22 protein-coding genes and 1 tRNA gene are annotated in these 21944 nt (G+C 42.7%); 10 read left to right on the top strand and 13 right to left on the bottom strand.

What is annotated here, in order from left to right; genetic code table 11:
* Nucleotide 1: 1 nt before the first annotated feature.
* The 3 genes from NF859_RS02970 to NF859_RS02960 form a co-directional block, all read right to left on the bottom strand.
* Nucleotides 2–850, bottom strand: coding sequence for an ABC transporter permease (locus NF859_RS02970; RefSeq protein ID WP_252742942.1), 849 nt, complete (start codon nucleotides 848–850; stop codon nucleotides 2–4).
* 10 nt (nucleotides 851–860) lie between these two features.
* Nucleotides 861–1880, bottom strand: a complete 1020-nt coding sequence (locus tag NF859_RS02965) for an ABC transporter permease (RefSeq protein WP_252742941.1) — start codon at nucleotides 1878–1880, stop codon at nucleotides 861–863.
* Between the two features lie 63 nt (nucleotides 1881–1943).
* Nucleotides 1944–3521, bottom strand: coding sequence for an ABC transporter substrate-binding protein (locus NF859_RS02960; RefSeq protein ID WP_252742940.1), 1578 nt, complete (start codon nucleotides 3519–3521; stop codon nucleotides 1944–1946).
* Between the two features lie 222 nt (nucleotides 3522–3743).
* Here NF859_RS02960 and NF859_RS02955 point away from each other — a divergent pair, with 222 nt between their 5' ends.
* Complete coding sequence (locus NF859_RS02955) at nucleotides 3744–4436, top strand: 6-hydroxymethylpterin diphosphokinase MptE-like protein (RefSeq protein WP_252742939.1); 693 nt, start codon at nucleotides 3744–3746, stop codon at nucleotides 4434–4436.
* A 200-nt stretch (nucleotides 4437–4636) separates the two neighbouring features.
* Here the strand turns inward: NF859_RS02955 and NF859_RS02950 are convergent, their stop codons facing one another.
* Nucleotides 4637–6541: a S9 family peptidase gene (locus NF859_RS02950; RefSeq protein WP_252742938.1), complete on the bottom strand. Its 1905-nt coding sequence runs from the start codon at nucleotides 6539–6541 to the stop codon at nucleotides 4637–4639.
* A gap of 65 nt (nucleotides 6542–6606) precedes the next feature.
* Between NF859_RS02950 and NF859_RS02945 the strand changes: the two genes are divergently transcribed.
* On the top strand, nucleotides 6607–6918 hold the full coding sequence (locus tag NF859_RS02945; RefSeq protein WP_252742937.1) for a hypothetical protein: 312 nt from the start codon (nucleotides 6607–6609) through the stop codon (nucleotides 6916–6918).
* Here NF859_RS02945 and NF859_RS02940 read toward each other — a convergent pair.
* On the bottom strand, nucleotides 6901–7545 hold the full coding sequence (locus tag NF859_RS02940; protein WP_252742936.1) for a serine/threonine protein kinase: 645 nt from the start codon (nucleotides 7543–7545) through the stop codon (nucleotides 6901–6903). The two genes, NF859_RS02945 and NF859_RS02940, sit on opposite strands and share 18 nt — an antisense overlap.
* 58 nt (nucleotides 7546–7603) lie before the next feature.
* Here NF859_RS02940 and NF859_RS02935 point away from each other — a divergent pair, with 58 nt between their 5' ends.
* Both NF859_RS02935 and NF859_RS02930 read left to right on the top strand, forming a co-directional pair.
* Nucleotides 7604–8509, top strand: a complete 906-nt coding sequence (locus NF859_RS02935; RefSeq protein ID WP_252742935.1) for an acetamidase/formamidase family protein — start codon at nucleotides 7604–7606, stop codon at nucleotides 8507–8509.
* Between the two features lie 86 nt (nucleotides 8510–8595).
* Nucleotides 8596–8823, top strand: coding sequence for an Lrp/AsnC family transcriptional regulator (locus NF859_RS02930; protein ID WP_004066764.1), 228 nt, complete (start codon nucleotides 8596–8598; stop codon nucleotides 8821–8823).
* 67 nt (nucleotides 8824–8890) lie between these two features.
* On the opposite strand, the gene NF859_RS02925 is transcribed toward NF859_RS02930, so the two are convergent.
* From NF859_RS02925 to NF859_RS02910, 4 genes are all read right to left on the bottom strand, one after another.
* The gene (locus NF859_RS02925) at nucleotides 8891–9577 is read right to left on the bottom strand and encodes a TIGR00153 family protein (RefSeq protein WP_252742934.1); all 687 of its coding nucleotides are present in this window, start codon (nucleotides 9575–9577) and stop codon (nucleotides 8891–8893) included.
* A gap of 5 nt (nucleotides 9578–9582) precedes the next feature.
* Nucleotides 9583–10809 (bottom strand): inorganic phosphate transporter, encoded by a 1227-nt coding sequence (locus NF859_RS02920; protein WP_435371995.1) that lies wholly within the window; start codon nucleotides 10807–10809, stop codon nucleotides 9583–9585.
* A 107-nt stretch (nucleotides 10810–10916) separates the two neighbouring features.
* Nucleotides 10917–12509: a metallophosphoesterase family protein gene (locus NF859_RS02915; RefSeq protein ID WP_252742933.1), complete on the bottom strand. Its 1593-nt coding sequence runs from the start codon at nucleotides 12507–12509 to the stop codon at nucleotides 10917–10919.
* A gap of 23 nt (nucleotides 12510–12532) precedes the next feature.
* Nucleotides 12533–13039 carry a hypothetical protein gene (locus NF859_RS02910; protein WP_252742932.1) on the bottom strand — a complete coding sequence of 169 codons (507 nt, stop codon included), beginning with the start codon at nucleotides 13037–13039 and terminating at the stop codon, nucleotides 12533–12535.
* Nucleotides 13040–13221: 182 nt separating this feature from the next.
* On the opposite strand from NF859_RS02910, the gene NF859_RS02905 reads away from it, so the two are divergent.
* Nucleotides 13222–14364 carry a DEAD/DEAH box helicase gene (locus tag NF859_RS02905; protein WP_252742931.1) on the top strand — a complete coding sequence of 381 codons (1143 nt, stop codon included), beginning with the start codon at nucleotides 13222–13224 and terminating at the stop codon, nucleotides 14362–14364.
* Nucleotides 14365–14811: 447 nt separating this feature from the next.
* On the opposite strand, the gene NF859_RS02900 is transcribed toward NF859_RS02905, so the two are convergent.
* Nucleotides 14812–14889 (bottom strand) — tRNA-Arg (locus tag NF859_RS02900).
* A 109-nt stretch (nucleotides 14890–14998) separates the two neighbouring features.
* On the opposite strand from NF859_RS02900, the gene NF859_RS02895 reads away from it, so the two are divergent.
* From NF859_RS02895 to NF859_RS02885, 3 genes are all read left to right on the top strand, one after another.
* Complete coding sequence (locus NF859_RS02895; protein ID WP_252742930.1) at nucleotides 14999–16063, top strand: DUF835 domain-containing protein; 1065 nt, start codon at nucleotides 14999–15001, stop codon at nucleotides 16061–16063.
* 81 nt (nucleotides 16064–16144) lie between these two features.
* Nucleotides 16145–17053, top strand: a complete 909-nt coding sequence (locus tag NF859_RS02890; RefSeq protein WP_252742929.1) for an MBL fold metallo-hydrolase — start codon at nucleotides 16145–16147, stop codon at nucleotides 17051–17053.
* Between the two features lie 2 nt (nucleotides 17054–17055).
* The gene (locus NF859_RS02885; RefSeq protein WP_252742928.1) at nucleotides 17056–17247 is read left to right on the top strand and encodes a hypothetical protein; all 192 of its coding nucleotides are present in this window, start codon (nucleotides 17056–17058) and stop codon (nucleotides 17245–17247) included.
* Here the strand turns inward: NF859_RS02885 and NF859_RS02880 are convergent.
* Entirely contained in the window at nucleotides 17236–17673 is a 438-nt protein-coding gene (locus tag NF859_RS02880) for a flavodoxin domain-containing protein (protein WP_252742927.1), read from the bottom strand. The two genes, NF859_RS02885 and NF859_RS02880, sit on opposite strands and share 12 nt — an antisense overlap.
* A gap of 86 nt (nucleotides 17674–17759) precedes the next feature.
* On the opposite strand from NF859_RS02880, the gene NF859_RS02875 reads away from it, so the two are divergent.
* Nucleotides 17760–19034, top strand: coding sequence for a tRNA (N(6)-L-threonylcarbamoyladenosine(37)-C(2))-methylthiotransferase (locus tag NF859_RS02875; RefSeq protein WP_252742926.1), 1275 nt, complete (start codon nucleotides 17760–17762; stop codon nucleotides 19032–19034).
* 28 nt (nucleotides 19035–19062) lie between these two features.
* Here NF859_RS02875 and pepQ read toward each other — a convergent pair whose 3' ends face one another.
* Nucleotides 19063–20106: a Xaa-Pro dipeptidase PepQ gene (gene pepQ / locus NF859_RS02870; protein WP_252743072.1), complete on the bottom strand. Its 1044-nt coding sequence runs from the start codon at nucleotides 20104–20106 to the stop codon at nucleotides 19063–19065.
* A gap of 102 nt (nucleotides 20107–20208) precedes the next feature.
* Between pepQ and NF859_RS02865 the strand changes: the two genes are divergently transcribed.
* Nucleotides 20209–20616 carry an RNA-binding domain-containing protein gene (locus NF859_RS02865; RefSeq protein ID WP_252743071.1) on the top strand — a complete coding sequence of 136 codons (408 nt, stop codon included), beginning with the start codon at nucleotides 20209–20211 and terminating at the stop codon, nucleotides 20614–20616.
* On the opposite strand, the gene hflX is transcribed toward NF859_RS02865, so the two are convergent.
* Entirely contained in the window at nucleotides 20617–21891 is a 1275-nt protein-coding gene (gene hflX, locus NF859_RS02860; RefSeq protein ID WP_252742925.1) for a GTPase HflX, read from the bottom strand.
* Between the last annotated feature and the right edge of the window lie 53 nt (nucleotides 21892–21944).

Here is a 21944-nt window from a genome sequence, read left to right as displayed (position 1 = left end):
ATCACCTCGTCCCAAGGGAAATTCTTTCGCTTAAGGCTTCTCCAATTAGTGCAAATGCCATTGCGAGCAGCATTATCATCACTCCTGGGAAGAACACAAGCCACCAGTAGCCATCTAAGAGGAATGGTTGTCCTACTCTTAAGTCGTATCCCCAGTCTGGAGTTGGAGGTGTCACAGATAATCCTAAGAAACTCAGTCCTGCCTCTGTTAGAATAGCATCTGCAACGCTTAAAGTGAAAACGACTAATACAGTTGGTGCTAGGTTGGGAAGGATATACTTAAACATTATCTCCCTGTTCTTCGCTCCTAATGCCTTAGCAGCCTCGACAAATAATTGTCCTTTTAAGCTCAGCGTTTGTCCCCTAACCATTCTGAAATACGTTGGCACATATACAAATGATATCGCAATGGCAGTGTTTACCGGACTTGGGCCTAGAACTACGGCAATAACTATTGCAAGTATGAGTGCCGGAAATGCGTAGATGCTGTCCATGATTACACTTAGTACCCTGTCTATCTTTCCTCCGTGGTATCCAGAGATGAGGCCTAGAGGAACGCCTATGCTCATAGAAAGCATAGTAGCTATAAACACGACATAAAGAACTACTCTCGATCCCCAGACTATTCTTGAGAAGACGTCTTGTCCTAATCTGTTCGTTCCCATCGGATGCTCCTTACTTGGCGGCGCGAAGCTATCTTCCGTTGTCTTTGTAGGATCATATGGTGCTATAAGCGGTGCAAAAATCGCCATTAGAATAACTATCAGCACTATTGCAAGTCCAAACAATAAAAGCCCTCTTCCGGGTTTTTTATCAAAGATGAATCCTGTAATTTTGGTTATTACTTCCATTTAAATCACCTCAGTATTTAACCCTCGGATCTAAGAGTGCGTATACAATGTCTACTATCAAGCTGATAAGCCCCACAAAGAACGCAAAGAACACCACCGCACCTTGAATAGCGTTATAGTCTCTGTAATCAATTCTGTCTACTATGAAGGTTCCCATGCCTGGCCAGTTGAAGGTAGTTTCAGTTAAAACTGCACCCCCAAGCAAAATTGCAAATTGAAGTCCCATTAGGGTCACGACGGGAATAAATGCATTTTTAAGAGCGTACCATGTAACTTTCCAGTCCCTAACTCCCCTAGCATAGTAGGAGCGGATAAAATCTTGACTAAGGACGTCGACCATGTTGTTTCTAACAAGCCTTGTGTATGCTCCACTAAGCACTATGCCTAATGTCGTTGCTGGAAGTATGAGGTGCCTTATTGCGCTGGTAAATGCTTCCCAGTTTCCAGTTAATATGCTGTCCAATACATAAAGGCCGGTTATTCTTTGCAACTCTATCCCGGGGTCTATTCTTCCAGAAGTTGGGAGTACATGAAAGTGTATACCAAAAACATACTGAAGCATCATCCCAAACCATGGAATAAAGAGTGTGTATGCTATTATGCTGTATAGCCTCATTCCTGTATCAATCTTTGTACCTTTCTTTGTTGCTGCTATTGTTCCGGTCAAAAGGCCAAGGAGAACGCTTACAGTGAATCCAAAAATAGTTAATTCTAACGTGGCCGGGAATCTCAATTTTAAATATTCAACAACAGGCTTTCCCATAGGGAATGCTAAAGTTACTCCAAAATCCCCATGAAGCATCTTCCAGAGATAATCAAAGTATTGAACATACAGGGGCTTATCAAGCCCCGCCATTTCCATCAAATGCTGAAGCTGTTCGGGAGAAATATTTTTGGTTCCAACAACGGCTAAAACAGGATTTCCGGGTAAAATTCTGAGGAATATAAAAACAATCGTATAAAGGATCAAAATTGTTGGGATTATCATGAGACCCCTTATCACTATGTATTGACCGATTCCACGAGCCATTTGACCACCACCTTGATTTATTGCAGTTCAAAAATTCAAAAAGAAGGGAGAATAAAGGAAAAATCAGCTCTTCTCCTTATAAATGGTGGAGTACTTGAATATCATATCTGGTCCTATCGTTACGCCCTTGACATCTGGACTGGTCACAACAAAGAGTTTCCCTTGTATCAGCGGTATGTAGGGAACTTCTTCGGCAAGTATCTTCTGTACTTGTTCGTAGAGCTTTGTCCTTTCATTTTGGTCTGTGAGCGATTGGGCTTTTGTTAATAACTCATCAACGGTTGGATTCGCGTATCCTGTTCCAGCCCAACTGTTTGCGGTGCTCTTTAAGAATGGAGTTGTGTAATCGTCTGGATCCAGATAGTCTGGATACCATCCAAGGAGATACACTTGCATTTGTCCCTTTCTTGCATAATCCACGTATGTTCCCCATTCGGCACTCTTGATGTCCACTTTTATTACTCCAGTTCTCTCCCACTGTTCTTTAAGTACTTGAGCAAGGTCTGCTTCAGTGTCACCATAGTGAGTTGGAGTGTACCAGAGCTGTATCATTAATGGGTTATTCTCATCATAGCCTGCCTCTTTGAGCAACTTCTTAGCTAGCTCAATATTGCCATCACCATACTTCTCTTTGAATGCATCTATGTGGGACCACATTCCATTTGGAATCAGGCTGTATAATGGCTCAACTGTACCTTTGAAGACTTTGTTTGAAATCTCCTGCCTGTCGATTGCCGCTGCAAGGGCTTGCCTTACTTTCACGTTGTTTGTTGGCTCGGCCTTTGTGTTAAGACATACATATCTTATGAATCCTCCAGGTACTTCGATAACTGAATATTTGCCCTCACTCTTCAAGCTCTCAATATCTGTTGGCCTTAGGGTTCTCCATGCAATGTCTATTTCGCCGTTTTGTAGTGCCAATCTCATGGTTGAAGCGTCTCTATAGAACTTGATTATTATCCTCTTAGTCTTGGGAGGCTCTCCGTAGTAGTTCGGATTGGCTTCGAGGACAAGCTCTTCATCTCTAACCCATTTGGCTATTTTATATGGCCCAGCTCCACCTGCAGTCTGATCACTTTGAATCTCATTTGGAGAATAGCTTGGATGAACTGGGAAATATGGTGGCGTTGTCAAAAGTGCCAAAAAGTAAGATGTTGGCTGTTTCAGGTAGAACACGACTGTATAATCGTCCTTTGCCTCAACTTTTTCCACAAAGTCGGTAACAAGCCACGAAGGATCTCCTTGGATTGTCATTACTCTCTCTATGCTTCTTACAACGTCTTGAGCTTTTAGAGGTGTTCCATCTGCAAATTTTAGGTCTTTTCTAAGGTGGAACGTCCAAACAGTGGAATCTTCATTAACTTCCCAGCTTTCTGCAAGAGCAGGTTCTATCTCGAGAGTTCCGGGCTTGTACTTGACAAGCCCCTCCATTATGTTGTTGAGAACTTCCCATGTGTAGAAATCATATGCATTTGCGGGATCTAAGTCTGTGACTTTATCCGTTACTCCTATTACTATTTGCTCTGCGTATCCTGCTCCGCCCGTTTGGGTAGTTGTTTTTTCTCCTCCTATACATCCACTGGCCACTACACTAAAAACAAAAATGGCCAACAATGCCAAAGATAGTACTTTACTCTTCATAGAGATTCACCAAAGTGTATCTAAGAGGGGTCATGTATTTAAAATTTTTGTAGTCATTTAGGTGGCAAAATTGCTAAATTGGGGAAATTTTTACTTTTTTGTAAAAGTCATCTGATGCTCAAACAGACATAGGCGAAAAATTACTCCAAAATCATTTTTTTGCACCCTTTGATTTCCCTTTGCAACAAAATCTCTATAAAGTAGAATGCCATAGACAAGCACATGAAATGGTTGGAGTGGGAGCCGTTTTACGTCCAAATTCTAGACAAAATGGGCTACGATAGAGGGAGAGACAGAGAAGCTGCCTTTCTATTGAGAGAACTTTTGTTGGAGAACAAAAACTACATTCTGGCTGAAGACCTCAAAAAAAGAATTAACGAGAGAGTTCATGTTTTTGGAGCTGGACCGAGCTTGGAGAAAGCACTCGGGGGAGAAAAATTTGGGGGAACCTTAATAGCCGCCGATGGGGCAACCTCAGCCCTTTTGGAATATGGCATCACTCCGGATATTATTGTCACTGACTTGGATGGAAGGTTTGAAGACATAAAGGGGGCAAACAAGCTTGGGGCTTACGTTGTTGTTCATGCTCACGGGGACAACATGGACAAGCTTAGAGCTTATGTGCCAAAGCTCAAGAACGTTTTGGGGACGTGCCAAACAGAGCCTTTAGACATTGTTTACAACTTTGGCGGTTTTACCGATGGAGACAGAGCTGTTTTTCTTGCGGAGGAGCTTGGAGCTAGAGAGATAATCCTCGCTGGCTTCGATTTTGGAGAAGTAGTGGGAAAGTGGAGCAAACCCTATTTAACGGAGCACACCCCAATATGGGAGACTAAAAAGAAAAAGTTTGAAATCGCTCAAATGCTTCTGGACTGGCTTAAAAAGAATGGGAGAGCAAGGATAATAAACCTCTAAGCTCGGCCACTCCCGTAGTCATCACCACTCAGTTGGTCAAAGTATCCTCATTGTTCAGAAGTATTATCCCGTCGAAAGATTTAAGCCTTTGTCAATTGTTAGAAACAGGAACTATTTCTACATCTCAAAGACCTGTTAGGGCAATACTCCCGACTTCTTCAAATGTTACTGTTTCATTCAAAAAATAAGGAAAAGAGAACTCATTCTCCCTTTTTGTTGTTACATCCCTTTAATATCTTCTCCACATCAAAGCCTTCCTCATACTTCTTGAGCTTTCTTTCGAAGAACTCCATGAAGAGCTTGTAGCGCTTTGCCCTGTGTCTTGGGCTTCCCCTTAGGCTGTGCCCGTGGGCGCCGCGTTTAAAGATTGCAATGTAGACTTCTTTACCTAAGTCCTTAAGCACGTGGTAGAACATCACGCTCTGGTCGAGTGGGCAGCGGTAGTCTTCAAGGGAGTGAATCAGCAGTAGAGGGGCTTTAACGTTTTTGGCATAGAAGAGTGGGCTCAGCTTTTTGTAATTCTCGTTTTCGAGTGGGTTGTCTCCTATTACCTCCTTGTCGAACCACAAGCCTATATCGGAGAAAGCGTAGCTTGTGAGCCAGTAGCTTATGCCGTTCTCGCTTATCCCTGCTTTAAAGAGATCGCTCTGTGTTAGTGCCCAGTTTGTCATGAAGCCGCCATAGCTTATACCTGTTATCCCAACCCTCTCCCTATCTGCCTGAGGCTCAAGTTTAAAGAACTCCTCTACTCCGTTTAGAATATCTTGGAAGTCTTCTAAGCCCGTTCTCTCAAGAACTCTTAGGGCAAAGTCTTCATCATAGCCATTGCTTCCCCTTGGGTTAACGAAAACCACGTAATAGCCTTTGTCAGCCATTAACTGCATCTCGTACTTGAAGTAATAGCCGTACATTCCTTTAGGCCCGCCGTGGACAAACACTATCACCGGAGCTTTTTCGCCTTCTTTGATATCAGGCTTAATGTACCACCCATCAAGCTCTAAATCAAGGCTCTTGAACCGGAAGTGCCTTATTGGTCTTGCCTTAAGCTTCGCAAATATCGGCCCATTGTAGTCTGTTATCTGCTTCAGCTCTCCGTCCCAAAGGTAGAGCTCCCTAAGCCTTGTGTCGGTCTCTTTAAGGAGAACTACTTTTCCATCTCCGCTCACGTCGAAACCCATTACCCAGGAGCTGTCCTCTACTATTGGGGCTAAAGTTTTTCCTTCGAGCTTGTAGAGGCTTATTTTTCCTTCTTTTGCCATGGTGAAGTAGAGGTTTCCTTTCTCATCGAGCTTTCCTCCTCCGTTGTTGTGGACGAATTGTTCCGTTAGTGGTTTGACGTCTTTGCCGTCCCAGAGGTAGAAGAAGTTATGCTCGCTTCTCTTCTCTTTCTTTGGCTTTCCATAGAGTAAAACTAGCTCTCCATTGGAGTGTACAGCAGCATATGAAACTCCTTCAAAGAGTTTTTCACTCTCTCCATCCTTGTAGAGATACACGTCATAGAACTTGAAGAACTGAAGCTTCCCATCCATTCTGTGGGGGGCGTTGTAAATAACTGCATCCCCGTGCCATATTGCGGAGGAGAACCTCTCTGCATCAAACTCCTCAAGAACTTCTTCGCTCTCAGTATCGACTATCCAGAATGTTGTCTTCTCACCATCAAAAAAGCCCTTAGCATCGAACCACACGGGAACGTCGTCTTCAAAGACGAAATCCTCGTCGTCTCTTCTTTTGAAGCCCGTTATTAGTATTCTCCTATCATCTTCATTCCAGCTTACGTCGAGGATGTTCTTTGCCTCAAGGACTTTCTTTCCGCTCATTGAGCTCAAATCATAAAGCCACACTTCTGCAGTTTTCTTTTCTTCATTTGCCCTTACAAAGGTTATTTTCTTTCCGCTTGGAGAAAACCGAGGCATCGATGCATTTTCAATGAATTTTCTTCCGCCTTCTTCAACCTCTTCAACCACTATAGTGTTTTCATACTTGTTGTCCTTTAGGTTTGCCTTTGTTAGGACGTATGCAACCTTCTTCCCATCCTTTGATATCCTCGGGTCACTCAAATAGGCAAACTTAGAGAAGGTGTTTTCATTCCATTCGATCTTACTCATAACGCTATCACCTAAATATAAAATAAGCCCTAAATTATTTAAAGTTAATTGATGACCTCTACTCCATGAAGAGTGAATACGCTGTCTTGGGGATACTTTTAATCGGCCTAATTGTTTCAATCGTCTCCAAAAGCTATGTTGGTGTAGCAATAGCTGCCTTGGGAATCCCTCTGTATCTTGCTTACATCTCCAGGGAGATGAACCTCCTCGCAAAATCTAGAATTTTTGATCGAGACTTGTTTGTTATGATCGGCATAACGATTTTCATAATCCTCCTCTTTGAGTATCTCATTGATCCAAGAATAGGGCTCATTATTGCGGCGTTTTTGATTCCCCTTTCAATATGGGGATGGGACAGATTAAAGACTAGAAAGTAGCTCCCTGATCTTCTCAATGTTTTTCGTCCTCTTATATTCCCTCAACGCCTCTCGTAAAGCGTTTAGGAAGCGAGTATCTAGGTTAAATTTTTCCCTAACCCTTTTTGCGATAATGTTGTCGTTGAGAAATATCATTGCCATGGCAGAGGTTACGTTCTTTGGCTTTCTAAAGCCCGCTTTTTCAAAGTCGATTATCCAGACGGTATCGTTGATTATAATGTGCTTTCCTCCCTGTATCTGCCCGTGATCAATGCCTAGAACATCGAGCCGATACGTTTTTTCAAGTATCTGAAGTATGTGCTTTTTTCGAGGAGTTGCATAAAGCAGGGGCTCACCTTCGGCAAACTCTCTAACGAGAAATTCTCTCCCCTCAAAAACACCATAATCCACCAAACGTGGCGTTATTTCTTCTCTTTCAAGAAACTTCAGGATTTCTGCTTCCCTCTTGAAGTTCTTTCTCGGTGAATCAGGTCTCTCGAGCTTTATGATAACCTTTTTGCCCTCTGCATTTCCAGTAAACACTAAGCTAGTTGTTCCTTTAGAGTAGAATTTTTCGAGCTTAACTCCCCTTTTCCCGAGAAGTTCTTTGAACTTCTCGAGCTCCTTCTGACTTATGAGATGCTCCATTTTTCTTCCCCGATAGTTTAATTAACATTGCTGGGATATTTTAAAGCTGGTGGTGTACATGCTCTTTATAGATAAGTCCAAGCATATTTTTGCCTTTGGGCCAAATCTTAGACCAGCTGCAGAAGCAGAAAACGGAGAGATAGTGGTTTTTGAGACTTTGGATGCTCTTTCCAACCAGATAACCTCAGAGGAGCAAACCCTTGCAGCTGTGGACTTCTCAAAGGTAAATCCCGCAACAGGGCCACTTTACGTAAAAGGTGCAAAACCAGGAGATGCCTTAAAGGTTGAGATTCTGGATATAGAAGTGGCAGACAAGGGAGTGGTTGTTATTGCACCAAATGCAGGAGTTTTAGGGGATATGGTTAAAGAGCCGAAAACTAAAGTCTGCAAAATCAAAGACGGCTTTGTCTATTTTGGAGATCTTAGAATACCTGCAAAGCCTATGATAGGAGTTATCGGCGTTGCATCTCTAAAAGAAATTCCATGTGGCGAACCCGGCAAGCACGGTGGAAACATGGACACCAAACTCATAAGAAAAGGCACCACTCTTTATCTGCCCGTCTTCGTTGAGGGAGGATTGCTGGCTATTGGAGACCTACACGCGGTAATGGGAGATGGGGAAATCTGCGTCTCAGCTTGTGAAGTCTCGGGAAAGGTGACGGTAAGGGTTGGCATTGTAAAAGGAATGGCTCCTCCATATCCGGTACTTGAAACAGAAGGCTCCTTGTATATACTCGTTTCCGAGGAAGATTTATGGGATGCTATTAGGCAGACAACTGAACTCGGTGTTAAAGTCCTTCAAAAAGCCTTAGGATTAAGCTGGGAAGAAGCATACATGCTGGGGAGCCTTATTTTGGACGTTGAGATAAGCCAGCTGGTGGATCCTAAAAAGACCGTGAGAATTAAGATTCCAAAAGAGTATGTGTCGGCAAAAGATGTTTTAAAGGCGCTATCTTTGGAATAATTAGCTTCCCCTAATTTGTCATTTTTTCCTTATCAATGACGATAAGCTTAAATACTCAAAAAACCAAATATTATTGGTGGTAAGCTATGGTGACGGCGTTTATTTTGATGGTGACGGCCGCTGGAAAGGAAAGGGAAGTTATGGAGAAACTTCTTACCTATCCGGAAGTAAAGGAAGCATATGTGGTTTATGGAGAGTATGACCTTATAGTTAAGGTTGAGACAGATACGCTCAAAGATCTCGACCACTTCATAACAGAAAGAATAAGGAAGATGCCCGAAATACAAATGACCTCAACCATGATAGCTATCTGAAGTTTTCTCTTCTTACTTTTCCTTGAGAACTGAACAAAAACTTAAAAAAGCAGAAAACCAGAGAAGTTCATTTGTTCATCATTAGTCTTATTCTCTCTGCTGCGTCTTTTGCTCTATCCGATATGTTGCTTAGCGTTTTTGCAATGTTGAGGAGATACATTCCAAGTCCCCACTCTAACCTGGAAGAGTTTTTGAAAATTATCTCCATGAACTTGGTATCGAGTTCATCTATTTTGTGCTCAACGCCTTCTATTTCCTTGATTATTTCGTACTCCCTCTCGATTTCTTTCTCACCGAACCCGCTCTCTATAACTCTATCCATTTGAACTATTGCCTCATAGACGAGTTTTGCTGCTTTGATGCTTTCCTGACTCATCTTCATTATTAGACTTCTCACTTCCTCCTTGAGGTCTTCGGGAGTATCGTTTGGGTCTCTAACTAGAAGCCACTTTGCAGTGTTCTCAGCGGCATCTGCTATTTTATCCTGCATCTGAAGATACCTTAAGATGTCTCCCCGGTTAACGGGCATAAAGAGTTTTGAACTTAAGCTATCCCTTATCTCCTCTTTGATTTTGTCGGCAAAGTCCTCGAGATCATCTACTTTCCTCGCGTATTCTCTCATTGCCTCGTATTCTCCTTTATCCCATGCCTCAAGGGCCCTCTCAAGAGTTTCTACAGTCTCTAAAACAACTTCAGCGTGCTTTATTAAAGGCTTAAACGGGCTTTTAGCGAATAATTTTGTCCAGACCTGCATCATTTTCACCCCACAATCATTAGTATCTTAAACACAATGCCCGCAATTATAGCCGCCACAGGCACGGTTACAAACCAAGATATGACTATATCCTTAACGATGTCCTTGTTTATTGCTTTTACTCCTCTTGCCAGACCCACACCTATAACGGCTCCTACAACGGTGTGTGTTGTGGAAATTGGCAGTCCCAACCAAGAGGCTACCAGCACTACTGTTGCAGCGGAGAAATCTATGCTAAATCCTCTCGTGTTTGTCAGCTCGGTGATTTTCCTTCCAACGGTTTCCATAACCTTGTATCCATAAGTTGCTACTCCTATGGCTATTCCTAAACCACCCATCGCTAAAATCCATCTTGGCACTGGAACCTTCATTCCAGCTAACCCCATAGTTGCTACTGCATAAACTGCCGCAACAGGTCCGACTGCATTTGCAACATCGTTTGCACCGTGGGAGAGAGCAACATAGGCGGAGGTTAGCACTTGGACCTTTCTAAATATCGCCTCAGCCCCCCAGTATGGATCGGTCGCTTTGAAGTTTCTTCTCAAAAGTGCAAAGCTGACCAAAAACGCTCCGATTCCTGCCGCAAGACCGTATCTACTCACCGCAATGAAAAGAGACTTCCCATGCATAACCTTGATATAGAACATTGAGCCTATGACAACAAATGCAAGTCCTATCCACACAGGCGCCCATTTTTTAGCGCTTTCTATTGGATCTTTTTGCTGGAGTATGGTTTTAGAGACAAGTTTTATGACGACGAATGCAACTATTGCGCCAAATATCGGAGAGAGTATCCAGCTGGCAACTACTTGTGCCATCTTGCCCCAATTCACTATTGAAGTTCCGGCATATACCATACCATAACCAACTATGCCTCCTATAATGGAGTGGGTCGTTGACACTGGCAATCCAAACTTTGATGCAAACAGCAACCATAGCGAGGCCGCAAGAAGGGCGGCAATAGAGCCATAAACAATAACATTTGGATCGCTTATTTGAGACGCATCGATTATTCCTTTCCTAACAGTTTCGGTAACGCTTTTTCCGAAGAGATAAGCACCTGTGAATTCAAGCACGCCCGCTATTATAACTGCCTGCTTTGGTGTTATTGCTCCGGCTCCAACGGCTGTACTCATTGAGTTTGCAGCATCGTTTGCACCTATTGCCCATGCCATAAAAAGGCCAACCGCAATTGTGATGAACAACCAGGGATCACTAAGTAGCTCGATCATTTTCATCACCAGAGCAGGCTAAATATGATGTATATAAATACTTTGCCGCAATAGAATATAGCTGGATACAGTTGACTATATAGAATATATAGAAAAGGGAAAAAGAACTATTCGACTTTCACAGGCTCTACAGCTATGGTATCTCCTGCGTTTATCCTTACGTAGTGGTAGAAGCCTCCTTCGTCGGGTTTTGCATATGGTGGTGCCCCTCCGCCGCCGGTTATCACCATTTTCACACCATCCTTTTCGCCGTACCAGTAGATGTGGATGTGCCCAAACACTCCAAAGGCGTTATATTCCTTCATGAGCTCTAAGAGTTTTTTGGCATCCGTTGGATTCATTGCATGGTCTCCCTCAGGCCTGGGATCTATTGGAGGTGTGTGCATAACTATAACAGGTCTTTTGCCTAAGGCTTTTGCTTTTCCAAGCTCTTTTTCAAGCCACGCCCACTGAGCGGATGTTAGCTTGTAGTTGTTCTCAACGTTATTGGCAAAGATGAAGTAATATTTGCCAAGAACAAAGGAATAATCTGTTGGTCCAAAGAACTTGTGATAGATGTTCTTTCCTTCTCCTTGGTATTCGTGATTTCCGGGAGCAACAAACACGGGCTTGTTGAACTTCCACTCCTTCAACAGCTCTGCCCACTCTTCAACTTTCCCCGAGTAGACCAAATCTCCGCTGTCAATTATAAAAGCTCCAGTATCTTCGTTCATGAGGTCTCTTATCTTGAAGAATACCTCCGGCTGCTTTGTCCCGCTTCCAGGTCTGTGGTCGCCAAATGCCAAGAACGTGAAGCTCTCCACTTCTTTGGGAGTTATAGAGAAGTCCTCACTCGTGGTAAGCTCTATCCAAGTATCTCCTACCTTAGCCCCGTTTGGATACTCAACGAACTGGGGATTTATGTTCTCGATTACGTAGGTTATCTGGACGCCTTTCGGATCCTTGACCTTAACGCTTACGTTGAATCCAAGGGCTTTTATATGGACTTTTGAGCCGTTTACAAGTCTTATAAAGCCTCCGCTTACAGTTATGTTCTCTCCTTTAACGATTCTCCAGCTGTAAATGAAGGGCTCTTCCACGTATATCTCCTTTAGGAGCCAGTATTCGTCATTATCTTTTATTCCATCCCAGTCGTTATCCCCTATCACTTTAATGACTACTCCTTCGAAGTCACCTCTCCTCAGAACAACAGAAGGATTTAACTCTCTCCCCTCTTTTAACTCTTCTGCAAATTTTAAAGCCGCACCTATCCCAGATTTTCCATTCCCTGTGAAAATAAGCCTATCCTTGCCGTTTTCTTTGTATGCAATTATAGTCCCTATCTCCTCACCAACGAATTTGATCCCAGACTTGTAGACCACATATCCAAAATACTCCCTTGGAGTTGTGACAATGGGCTTTCCTCTAAGAAGCTCCCTTGCATCTTCCGGAGATAAGATCGCTATACCACTTTCAAACTCGTTTTTAGTCTTAATTTGAGCATTTGGGAAGTAGTGCTTTGCAAGCTCTTCATATCCCTCGCTTACATAAACTGTCTCAGTGCTGAATATCTCCGCCCATTTTTGGATTATTTCTCCCCTGTTGTAGGAGCTAAAGTCTATTCCTCCTTGAGTAGTTGTTGAAGTCGTGGTGGAGGTTTGAGTACATCCGACTGCAAAAACTAATAGTCCTATAAATAAAATAGGCAACATCTTTCTCATTTTGCTCACCACCTATAATTCATCTAATCCACCTTTTTCTTAAATCTCTTTTGAAGAATCGTACTTTTCTTGAGGACAAAAAACGGCCCGATAACAATTACGAGCGCACTACCAATGCCAATCAACAATGCCGAAAACTGGGAGCGTTTGATTAGGTACACCCTTCTAACCACGAGAAGTTTGGCCGGCAAAAGAGAACTTTGGGAATTATCATAGTATATCTGGTATATCCCCTCTTTTGAAGTCTTGAAGTATAAGTATAAGCCTCCCTCATTAATTTCCCTTCCAGAGGCTTTCTCTACAGCGTAAAGGACAACGCTCCTGTTGCCGCATTCTACGGTGGCATTTACTTCAAAAAGAACGCCTTTTGCAAGCTTCCACTCTTCTATAAACACATGGCCGGGCTTTATCGCTATCTCATCCTCCCACTGCTTGTACGGCTCATAGGTTTCTCCAAAGTTCATACCAATAGCTATTAGTAGCCCTCCAAGCAAAAACGGAAACACTAAAGCTTTCCACCCCTTAATCACATTCAGCACCTTTATTGTTCAACACTTTAAGGGTTAAGAACTTTGTCCTTTGCAAACGTTTATAAGGTGACAAATGTTAGGAAGAATGCAAAGAAAAATCCAGTTAGAGCGCGGAACGTTAGAATTATCCGATAATACACTGTTCTGTTCTCTAATGGACATAAACTTGAGGAGATGTAAACATGAGTTTTGAAAAGTTAGGACTATCAGAAAGCAGTTTAAATGCCATACGAAGAAAAGGGTTCAAAAGACCAACTGATATCCAGCGAGAAGTTATTCCAAGACTTCTAGGTGGAAATAAGGATATAATTGGGCAATCACAAACCGGAACAGGTAAAACCGCCGCGTTTGCCCTTCCGTTGATAGAGCTCATAGAGGAAGATATAAAGGATGTGCAGGCGATAGTTATAACTCCAACAAGGGAGCTTGCAATCCAGGTTGTGGATGAAATAAGATCATTGAGAGGAAAAAAGAGAGTCTATGTTCTTCCAGTCTATGGGGGTCAGCCCATAGGGCCTCAAATTAAAAGCCTAAGGAAAGGTGTCCACATAGTTGTTGGCACTCCTGGAAGGGTAATAGACCACATAGAGAGAGGCACACTTTCGCTTAGCGGTGTGAGCTACTTTATACTGGATGAAGCCGACAGAATGCTAGATATGGGCTTTATAGATGATATCGAGAGAATTTTGAGGTATACAAATGAAGAGAAAAGGGTTCTGATGTTTTCTGCTACCATTCCAAGGGAGATCCTTCGCTTGGCAAGGAGGTATTTAAAAGATTATGAGGTCATAAGAGTCCAGGAAAAAAGCCTCGCCCCAGAGCAGGTTGAACAGTACTACTTTGAAGTGCGCCCAAACAACAAATTTAAGCTTTTGTGCAGGATTCTCAATAACGAGGACTTTTATGGGATAGTGTTCTGCCAGACAAAAAAGGAGACAAGAGAACTGGCAGCTAGGCTTAAGGCTAAAGGGTACAAAGCAGAGGCTTTGAACGGGGATATCCCTCAAAAGGGAAGAGAAAGGATTTTGGAGCGTTTTAGAAGGGGCAAGACTGAAATCTTGGTTGCGACGGATGTTGCGGCAAGAGGGTTAGACGTCAAGGACTTAACGCATGTAATAAACTATTCAGTCCCCCAAAATCCGGAGGCTTATGTTCATAGAATTGGCAGAACCGGAAGAGAAGGCAAGAAAGGAAAAGCCGTAACCTTTGTGGCTCCATGGGAATCCCCCAAGCTGAGGGACATTGAAAGGACTGCAAGGGTAAAGATCAAAGAAATGAAGCATCCAAGGAGGCAAAGACAAGACATGTTTTTTGGAGCTTCTTGAATTTCCAGATCACGTTCTTTTCATTTTTATATTCTTATTCTGTGGAGGGGTATCATCAAATTCTTTATTGCTGTAGTGAAATTCCATCCCAAGAGGGCTTTTTAGAATGAAAAATCCCTAGTAGAAGGGCAAGGTAAAAGGAACCACGAACCTTGATCAAACTTCGCGCAGGCAAGCAAACTTTTGGAAAAAGTTTGACCAAAAGAGTTCCCTTCTTAATAACAGGCAAAAACCAGTTGTGCACTACTCAAAAGCACTTTTGGAGGGGTTTACTTCCTAAATACGCACTTTCAATCAGGTTTCAATCCAATTTTAGCGTCCACAGGACGCTTTCTCGAGTGAAACCCTCATAAAAGAGCACGTAAACAAGAAACCCCGTTCATTTATTGTAAATCCTTAGAAAAGCACTTAACATTCCGCCAGCGCTTACGCAGGTAAGGGCTGTTATGGCGGGCCCGGCGGGATTTGAACCCGCGACCTTCGCCTCCGGAGGGCGACGCTCTATCCTGACTAAGCTACGGGCCCTCGATAATATTCAGCGAAAATGAGATTAAAAATCTTTTTCCCTTCTGACCATAATTTTTTTAATTATTTCCTACAATTGACAATATGATCTCAAATGTGGTGAGCTATTATGGATGAAAGCTATCTAGCAAAATTTATTCATGTCTTTAGCATATTCGTTGCCACTGGAACCTTTGGAGTGCTCTTTCACACATATTTGGAGCACAGGATAAAAGCGCTCCTTTTTTGGTCAGCTGCATGGGTGTTTTTCATACTAATGCAGGTGGCTTTTTATACCGGAAATAAAGAAGGGATTGCACTCTTTTACTCTTTCTTCTCAGGGACTTTGATATATGGAACCCTAATGTATTTCAAAGAGTATGGGGATATTAAAACATCAATAAGGCCAGAATTAATAGGAATTATACCTCCAATCTTTGCCCTTTATGGGATATTCTTAACTCATTTAGGGCTTTCTTATAGCTTTTCCTCTATCGAGGTGCCGTTTGTCGTTCTCTCAGGAATATTCTTCCTATTTTCTGGCTTTGTATTCCTGGCAATAGGTAAAAAGAAAAGGAACATCTTTTACCTCAGCGTTGTGACAATTACATTTGGAATCTTTGTTATTCTCTACCCCGTAAGGCTGAGTTTTCCCAGCCTTAGGTTTGTATGGATATTCATCGGCACTGCTCTCTCTGTAGGCATGGCACTTCTTATGATAAACCTTGTGACTTCCAAAGAATTTCTGTTCTTCGAGGAGCCCATAGAGCCAAGGGTTGTTTTGGAGCCTGGTGCCAGACTTATCACCCCAAAGGAGTACGAGCAGATAAAGGAGAACCTTAAGGATTACCCGGTGCTGGCATTTGTTAGAAGCTTAAACGTTCCAGAAAAATGGAATGCCTACTACCTAAGCACCGAGGAGCGAGAAAATAGGATTTCTCCTACAAATCTTGCCTACATGGCTCAGATGACAAGTGAATACTTCAGAGAAGCAAAGGAAAAAGGTCTCGAAGGTGTGGTGATAATAGATTGCCTGGAGTATCTGGCAATGTACAATGGGTTTGAGTCCATTGTAAAATTTTTAGCTGCATTAAAGGACTTTGCACTAATAAACAATGGAGTGCTTCTTGTAGTTATTGAAGAGGATGCTTGGAGTAAACGTCAGCTTGCAATCCTAAGGCGCATTTTCAGTTAGAACTTTTAAGTCATAAGTTACAAGTTATAACTTCAAAGTTAAGTTTAAGAAAATCAAAAGCCTAAAACTTAAGGTGTCCCCATGAAGATCATTCCACTTGCCTCTGAAAGCCTCGGTGTTAGAAGCCTCGCAACTTTCCTAGAGGTTAGAAAAGTGGGCATTCTTATCGATCCTGGAACGGCATTAGGTCCAAAACGTTATTCCTTACCTCCAGCTAAAGCAGAGCTTGAAGCCCTGCAAAAGGCAAGGGAAAAGATACAGCGTTATTCAAAAAAAGCCCAGATAATAACAATTTCCCACTATCACTACGACCACCATACGCCGTTCTTTGAGGGAATTTACGAAAGTTCTTCTCCGGAAAAAGCGAAGGAACTTTACAGTGGAAAAACACTCCTCATAAAACATCCCACAGAAAACATAAACTTCAGCCAGCGAAAAAGGGCATGGGCTTTCCTCAAAGAAGCTCAAAAGATAGCGAAAAAGATTGAATATGCGGATGGAAAGTTCTTTGACTTTGGGGACTTTATAATCGAGTTCTCCCCGGCAGTTCCCCATGGGAGTGAGGGCTCGAAGCTCGGCTTTGTCGTGATGGTTATGGTAGACGATGGGAAGAAAAGGGTTATTCACGCAAGCGACATTCAGCTTTTAAACAAAGCCTCGAAAGAGTGGATAATCAGGCAGATGCCGGACGTACTAATCACAGGAGGCCCACCTCTATATTTAGAAGGGTATCGGGTTAAGGAAGCTTGGAACACAGGGCTCAAGAACCTCAACGAGATAATAAGAGAAACGAACGCAGAAATTATCTTAGATCACCACGTGGTTAGAGATAAAAGATACCCCGAATTTTTTGCCCAGGTTGAGAAAGAGCCTCTGACCTTTGCGCGCTTCTTGAAAAAAGAGGACAAACCCCTAGAAGCCTACAGAAAAGAACTTCACAAACTTGAGAAAGGAGAAAAAGCCGAAATACCGTTTGAGATTGGGTGGTAGTCATGAGAATACTGGAAGAGCTTGGGACTCTCTTCTTGATCGTAGGCCTTGCCATTGCAATGGCGTTCCTAATAATTCTCACGAGAGTCCTTGCAACGTATACCAACATATTGATAACAATGATTGGAATGGTGGCCTTTGTGGGCTTGATAGGGTTCGTATTATGGCTTCTGGATAAGAGGTCAAAAATCTAAAAGCCTGAAAGCCCATCTCTTTGCTTTCTCTATCTCTCCCTCTCCTATATTTCCAATGCCGCCTCTTAACATGAGGGTACCAACGATTTCTCCCCGAATTCTCTCCTTTAAGGGCTTTATGTAGTGGTTTTGAATATGCCATCTGACAAGGCTCCTAAATGCAACTGCAAAGCAGACAATAAAAATCGCCACCTTTTTCTTCTCAAGCTCCTCGGAGTGCTTTTCCAAAAACTCAAGAATGCTTTTTAGAGGTTTTTCATAGTAAATTGGCGTTCCTACGATAACGAGCTCACAGTCTCCAAGGGTCGTTACTTCACTTACCCTTTTGACCTCTACACTTGCATATTCCTCAATCGCTTCTTTTATTGCCCTTGCAACCTTTTCCGTCGTCCCGTGCTTGGAATCGTAGAGTATGCACACTCTCATCCGGCATCATTTTTAATTCTCCCGGAAGTTTAAATACCCATCTTTGCTACCATATCTTTTTAAATGCTCTAAGGGATTGGATTGCGATGAGAGTTCACATAGAAACTTATGGGTGCACAAGGAACAAGGCAGATGCAGAGATTATGGAAGCCCTGCTGCTCAAAGCGGGCTATGAGATAGCGGACTTGGATAGTGCGGAGTATGTTGTTGTTAACACCTGTGCCGTCAAAGACCCAACGGAAAAGCACATGAGCAAAAGGATTAAAGAGCTCATTGATAGTGGAAAAAAGGTTATAGTGACGGGCTGTTTGCCACACGTTAATCCAGATGCAATAGATGAGAGAGCCTCTGGAATTCTTGGGGTTAAAAGCATAGACAGAATTGTTGAAGCCATACAATTGGCAGAGAAGGGAGAAAAGCTAATCAGTGTTGAAGGGTGGAAAGAGAGGAGCATTGACAAATTAGAACTCCCCAGAATTTGGAAGGGAGGCGTTGTTTTTGTAGTTCCGATAAGCGAAGGGTGCTTGAATGCCTGCACGTATTGTGCCACAAGATTTGCGAGGGGAGTTTTAAAGAGCTATAAACCCGAGCTCATTGTGAAATGGGTAAAAGATGCTGTAGCTAAAGGATATAAGGAGATTCAGCTCTCAAGCGAAGACACCGGTTGCTATGGCTTCGACATAGGCACAAACCTAGCAAGGCTTTTGGATGAGATTACGACAATAGAGGGCGATTTTAGGGTAAGGGTTGGTATGATGAACCCCAACAATGCAATCAAAATACTAGATGAGCTTATAGAGGTTTACAAGGATGAGAAAATATACAAGTTCCTGCATTTGCCGGTGCAGAGCGGCGACAATGAAATTCTAAGGAAAATGGGAAGAACGTATACGGTTGAGGAATTTGAAGAAATAGTTAAAGAATTCAGAAAGCACATCAAAGACCTCAACTTGAACACCGATATAATAGTTGGTTTTCCAGGAGAAAGCGAAGAAGCCTTCCAGAATACGGTAGAGCTGGTTAAGAGGATAAAACCGGACAAGATAAACGTTTCACGCTTTTCACCAAGACCTGGAACATTAGCGGCAAAAATGGAAGGACAAATAGTGGGGTGGAAGGTAAAGGAGCGCTCCCGCTATCTGCACAGATTAAGGCTTGCAATAAGCTACGAGATAAACAAAAGATACATAGGCAGAGAAGTAGAAGTTTTGACACACTCTCCGGGAGAAAAAGGAGGAATAGAAGGAAGGACAATGAACTATAAGGATATAATACTTCCCGATGCCCCCCTTGGAGAATTCGTGAGGGTAAAGGTTACAAAAGCAACCTCGACATACCTCATGGGGGAAGTTATAGGATAAAAAGAAAAGGTCAAAGCCCCATTAAGGCTCAAATAAGCTCCCTGTCTGTTTTTGTTAATCTTTTCGCACCGTTCTTTGTTATAACGACGGTATCCTCAATCCTAACGCCGCCAAACTTTGGAATATATATCCCCGGCTCTATCGTGATTACCATGCCTTCTTTCAGCACGGTCTCATCTTGCTGAGAAACTCTAGGCCACTCGTGAACCTGAAGTCCTATTCCATGTCCGAGGGAATGGATGAACTTGTCACCATAGCCGTACTCCTCTATTACCTTTCTCGCAACGCTGTCGAGTTCTTTTGCAGTCATTCCTGGCTTTGCAGCTTCGACGGCTTTCTTTTGAGCTTCGAGGACTATCTCATAAATCTCCCTCTGCTTTTCATTTGGAGTACCCACAACTATTGTCCTCGTTATGTCGGAGTTGTAGTGCCTATATAGGGCTCCAAGATCTATGACAACGAGATCCCCCTTCTCAATCCTTTTGTCGCTTGCAACTCCATGAGGCAGGGCGGAGCGGTAACCGCTTGCAATTATCGTGTCAAAAGCTGGTTTCTCAGCACCTTCGAGTTTCATCACATATTCAACCTTAGCGGCAATCTCTTTCTCGCGCTTTCCTTCGCTTATCTCCTCTATGGCAGTCATAACCCCTATATCCGCCAGCCTGCATGCGTCTTCGATAAGCTTTATTTCCTCTTCGCTCTTTATCATCCTGAGCTCCTTTATTACATCGTCCAAAAGCTTGAATTCTTTAACCCCGGCTTTTTCCTTCAAGGCATTTTGGAAGGAAATGCTCATGTTGCCTTCAACTGCAAGCGATTTAAAGCGCTTGAGGTATTCATAGAGCTCGTCCATTTTCTTGAACTTCTCAACGCCGACCCTAGCTTCCTCTTTTGCCTGCTCGTACTCGAGTTCAGGGACAAGTAGAGTTTCTTCCTCTAGGGTTACTACAAGATAGCCACCAACCAAGGGCGCGGCGTTTGTGAAGTAGAAGAGGTTTGGAGCACTTGTTATTAAAGCAGCCTCAACTTCGTTCTCTTCTAAATATTTTTTGATGGCTTCAATCCTTCCCATGTTTTTCACCAATTTAGATGACTTTTATCGTAATAAAATGCTTTCGGTAGGTAGTGTGGAAAAGTTCAAAAACCGTCTCTCTAATTATCACTGGTGGGCGAGATGTTTGAGGAAGTTGAGGTTGAAGCTTACGTTTATCCTACGGAGGACATTGAGAAGGTTAAGAAGGCTATGCTTAACTTAGTGTCACCCCTCGAGTTTGAGGCGTTTGACAAAGGGGATTACATCCTTTTAGTAGGAAAGACGAAGGATAAAAAAGCACTTCAGAGACTTTATGAACTCTTCAGGGGACAGCAGATTCTTGATACAGCGAGAGCAATGCTGGAAGAAGGTTACTTTGGGGAAGAGATAATAATTAAGGTGCACAAGCAGGTCGCATATGTGGGCAAGGTCAACTTTAACGAGGAATCTCCCTTAGGTCCGATAACGATAATAATAAGAACAAAGGATCCGCAAAGGCTAATGAAGTGGCTGGCTCCAAGAACAAAAGATGGCGTGCCGATAGAATAACTAGCTCGGATGCTTTAGCTCTACTCCCATTTTTGTAAGGCTTTTTATCATACCCACCTGAATGTAGGCTGAAATCCTCGTCGTTTCGCCGTATTTTACATCTAAGATTTCCCCTATGGAGTTTATTAAAGCTATTACCTTTGGTACCTTCTCCCTTTCCTTGACAAGAATCTCAAAGAGCCTGTATTTCGGAAGGGTGAACATTACCTCCTCAAGGGCGGTGTAGAGTTCTTCCAGATCCCTCTCCTTTGCAGATATTGAGGCGATCCCACTTACGGTTATTCCCTTTCTGCTGATCAATTCCTCAATTGCCTTCTTTTTGTCTGAAAGGTCTTCCTCGCTTGTAAGGTCTTTCTTGTTTAGAACGACTAAGATGGGCTTATCCAATGCTTTGAGTTCTTTTAGCACTTCTATCGATGCTAAAAACTTTCTCTTTATCTCTCTCCAAGGTTCGCTTGAATCCAAAACAAGAAGGACAATATCTGCCCTCACTATTTCCTCAAGGGTTGAATGAAAAGCTTCAACTATAAAAGGCGGAAGGTCATCTATAAAACCAACGGTATCGGTTATCAAGGCTCTTTTTCCGTTTATTGTAAACCTTCTTGTGGTCGTGTCAAGGGTTGTGAACATCTGTGTCTTTGCCTCTATATTCTCATCTGCTAGTGCATTTAAGAGAGTTGACTTACCAGCGTTTGTATAGCCTGCTAAAGCAACAAGTATAAATCCAACTTCTTCTCTTCTCTTTCTTTTTACTTCTCTATCTGCTTTAACCTTTTCAAGCTCTTTTCTTATTTTCCCCATTCTGTAGCGGATGTGCTTCAGATACTGCTGCGTCTGATATTCACCCATACCTTTGAAACCCGCCCTATCTCCAAGCTTAATTCTCCTAATGGCTTCTTTTACAAGGGGCAACTCGTATTGGAGGTTTGCCAGCTCGACCTGAAGCTTGGCTTCTTTTGAATGTGCTCTCTTCTCAAATATCTCAAGAACAAGCTGCCACTTGTCAATGACGTCAATTTTAAGCTCTTTTGTTATGTTGAAGGACTGGGAAGGGGTGAGTGGATTTGCAAATATTATCCTATCAGGGTTGAGCTCTTTTATGAGTTCCTTCACTTCTTGGAGCTTTCCGGGTCCTATGTTATACTTGGGGTGTTCTTCCCTGGTTTGTTCAACTATTGCGAGAATTTCATAACCGGCACTTCTCAAAAGCTCCTCGAACTCTTCTTTATTGACCCTTCTATTGGGTGAGTGTCTTATTACTCCAATAGCTCTCATCGATTGGAGCTAAGCAAAGGGGTTTATATTCTTTTGGATAGGTATTTATACTC

It is taken from the genome of Thermococcus alcaliphilus, assembly GCF_024054535.1.
GTDB classification, from domain to species: domain Archaea; phylum Methanobacteriota_B; class Thermococci; order Thermococcales; family Thermococcaceae; genus Thermococcus_A; species Thermococcus_A alcaliphilus.
This window is presented reverse-complemented; position numbering and strand designations above follow the sequence as displayed.

Bases quoted from the DNA above. Each gene is read 5' to 3' on its own strand.
- NF859_RS02970 (WP_252742942.1), bottom strand. From the start codon at position 850: ATGGAAGTAATAACCAAAATTACAGGATTCATCTTTGATAAAAAACCC.
- NF859_RS02965 (WP_252742941.1), bottom strand. From the start codon at position 1,880: ATGGCTCGTGGAATCGGTCAATACATAGTGATAAGGGGTCTCATGATA.
- NF859_RS02960 (WP_252742940.1), bottom strand. From the start codon at position 3,521: ATGAAGAGTAAAGTACTATCTTTGGCATTGTTGGCCATTTTTGTTTTT.
- NF859_RS02955 (WP_252742939.1), top strand. From the start codon at position 3,744: ATGAAATGGTTGGAGTGGGAGCCGTTTTACGTCCAAATTCTAGACAAA.
- NF859_RS02950 (WP_252742938.1), bottom strand. From the start codon at position 6,541: ATGAGTAAGATCGAATGGAATGAAAACACCTTCTCTAAGTTTGCCTAT.
- NF859_RS02945 (WP_252742937.1), top strand. From the start codon at position 6,607: ATGAAGAGTGAATACGCTGTCTTGGGGATACTTTTAATCGGCCTAATT.
- NF859_RS02940 (WP_252742936.1), bottom strand. From the start codon at position 7,545: ATGGAGCATCTCATAAGTCAGAAGGAGCTCGAGAAGTTCAAAGAACTT.
- NF859_RS02935 (WP_252742935.1), top strand. From the start codon at position 7,604: ATGCTCTTTATAGATAAGTCCAAGCATATTTTTGCCTTTGGGCCAAAT.
- NF859_RS02930 (WP_004066764.1), top strand. From the start codon at position 8,596: ATGGTGACGGCGTTTATTTTGATGGTGACGGCCGCTGGAAAGGAAAGG.
- NF859_RS02925 (WP_252742934.1), bottom strand. From the start codon at position 9,577: ATGCAGGTCTGGACAAAATTATTCGCTAAAAGCCCGTTTAAGCCTTTA.
- NF859_RS02920 (WP_435371995.1), bottom strand. From the start codon at position 10,809: ATGATCGAGCTACTTAGTGATCCCTGGTTGTTCATCACAATTGCGGTT.
- NF859_RS02915 (WP_252742933.1), bottom strand. From the start codon at position 12,509: ATGAGAAAGATGTTGCCTATTTTATTTATAGGACTATTAGTTTTTGCA.
- NF859_RS02905 (WP_252742931.1), top strand. From the start codon at position 13,222: ATGAGTTTTGAAAAGTTAGGACTATCAGAAAGCAGTTTAAATGCCATA.
- NF859_RS02895 (WP_252742930.1), top strand. From the start codon at position 14,999: ATGGATGAAAGCTATCTAGCAAAATTTATTCATGTCTTTAGCATATTC.
- NF859_RS02890 (WP_252742929.1), top strand. From the start codon at position 16,145: ATGAAGATCATTCCACTTGCCTCTGAAAGCCTCGGTGTTAGAAGCCTC.
- NF859_RS02885 (WP_252742928.1), top strand. From the start codon at position 17,056: ATGAGAATACTGGAAGAGCTTGGGACTCTCTTCTTGATCGTAGGCCTT.
- NF859_RS02880 (WP_252742927.1), bottom strand. From the start codon at position 17,673: ATGAGAGTGTGCATACTCTACGATTCCAAGCACGGGACGACGGAAAAG.
- NF859_RS02875 (WP_252742926.1), top strand. From the start codon at position 17,760: ATGAGAGTTCACATAGAAACTTATGGGTGCACAAGGAACAAGGCAGAT.
- pepQ (WP_252743072.1), bottom strand. From the start codon at position 20,106: ATGGGAAGGATTGAAGCCATCAAAAAATATTTAGAAGAGAACGAAGTT.
- NF859_RS02865 (WP_252743071.1), top strand. From the start codon at position 20,209: ATGTTTGAGGAAGTTGAGGTTGAAGCTTACGTTTATCCTACGGAGGAC.
- hflX (WP_252742925.1), bottom strand. From the start codon at position 21,891: ATGAGAGCTATTGGAGTAATAAGACACTCACCCAATAGAAGGGTCAAT.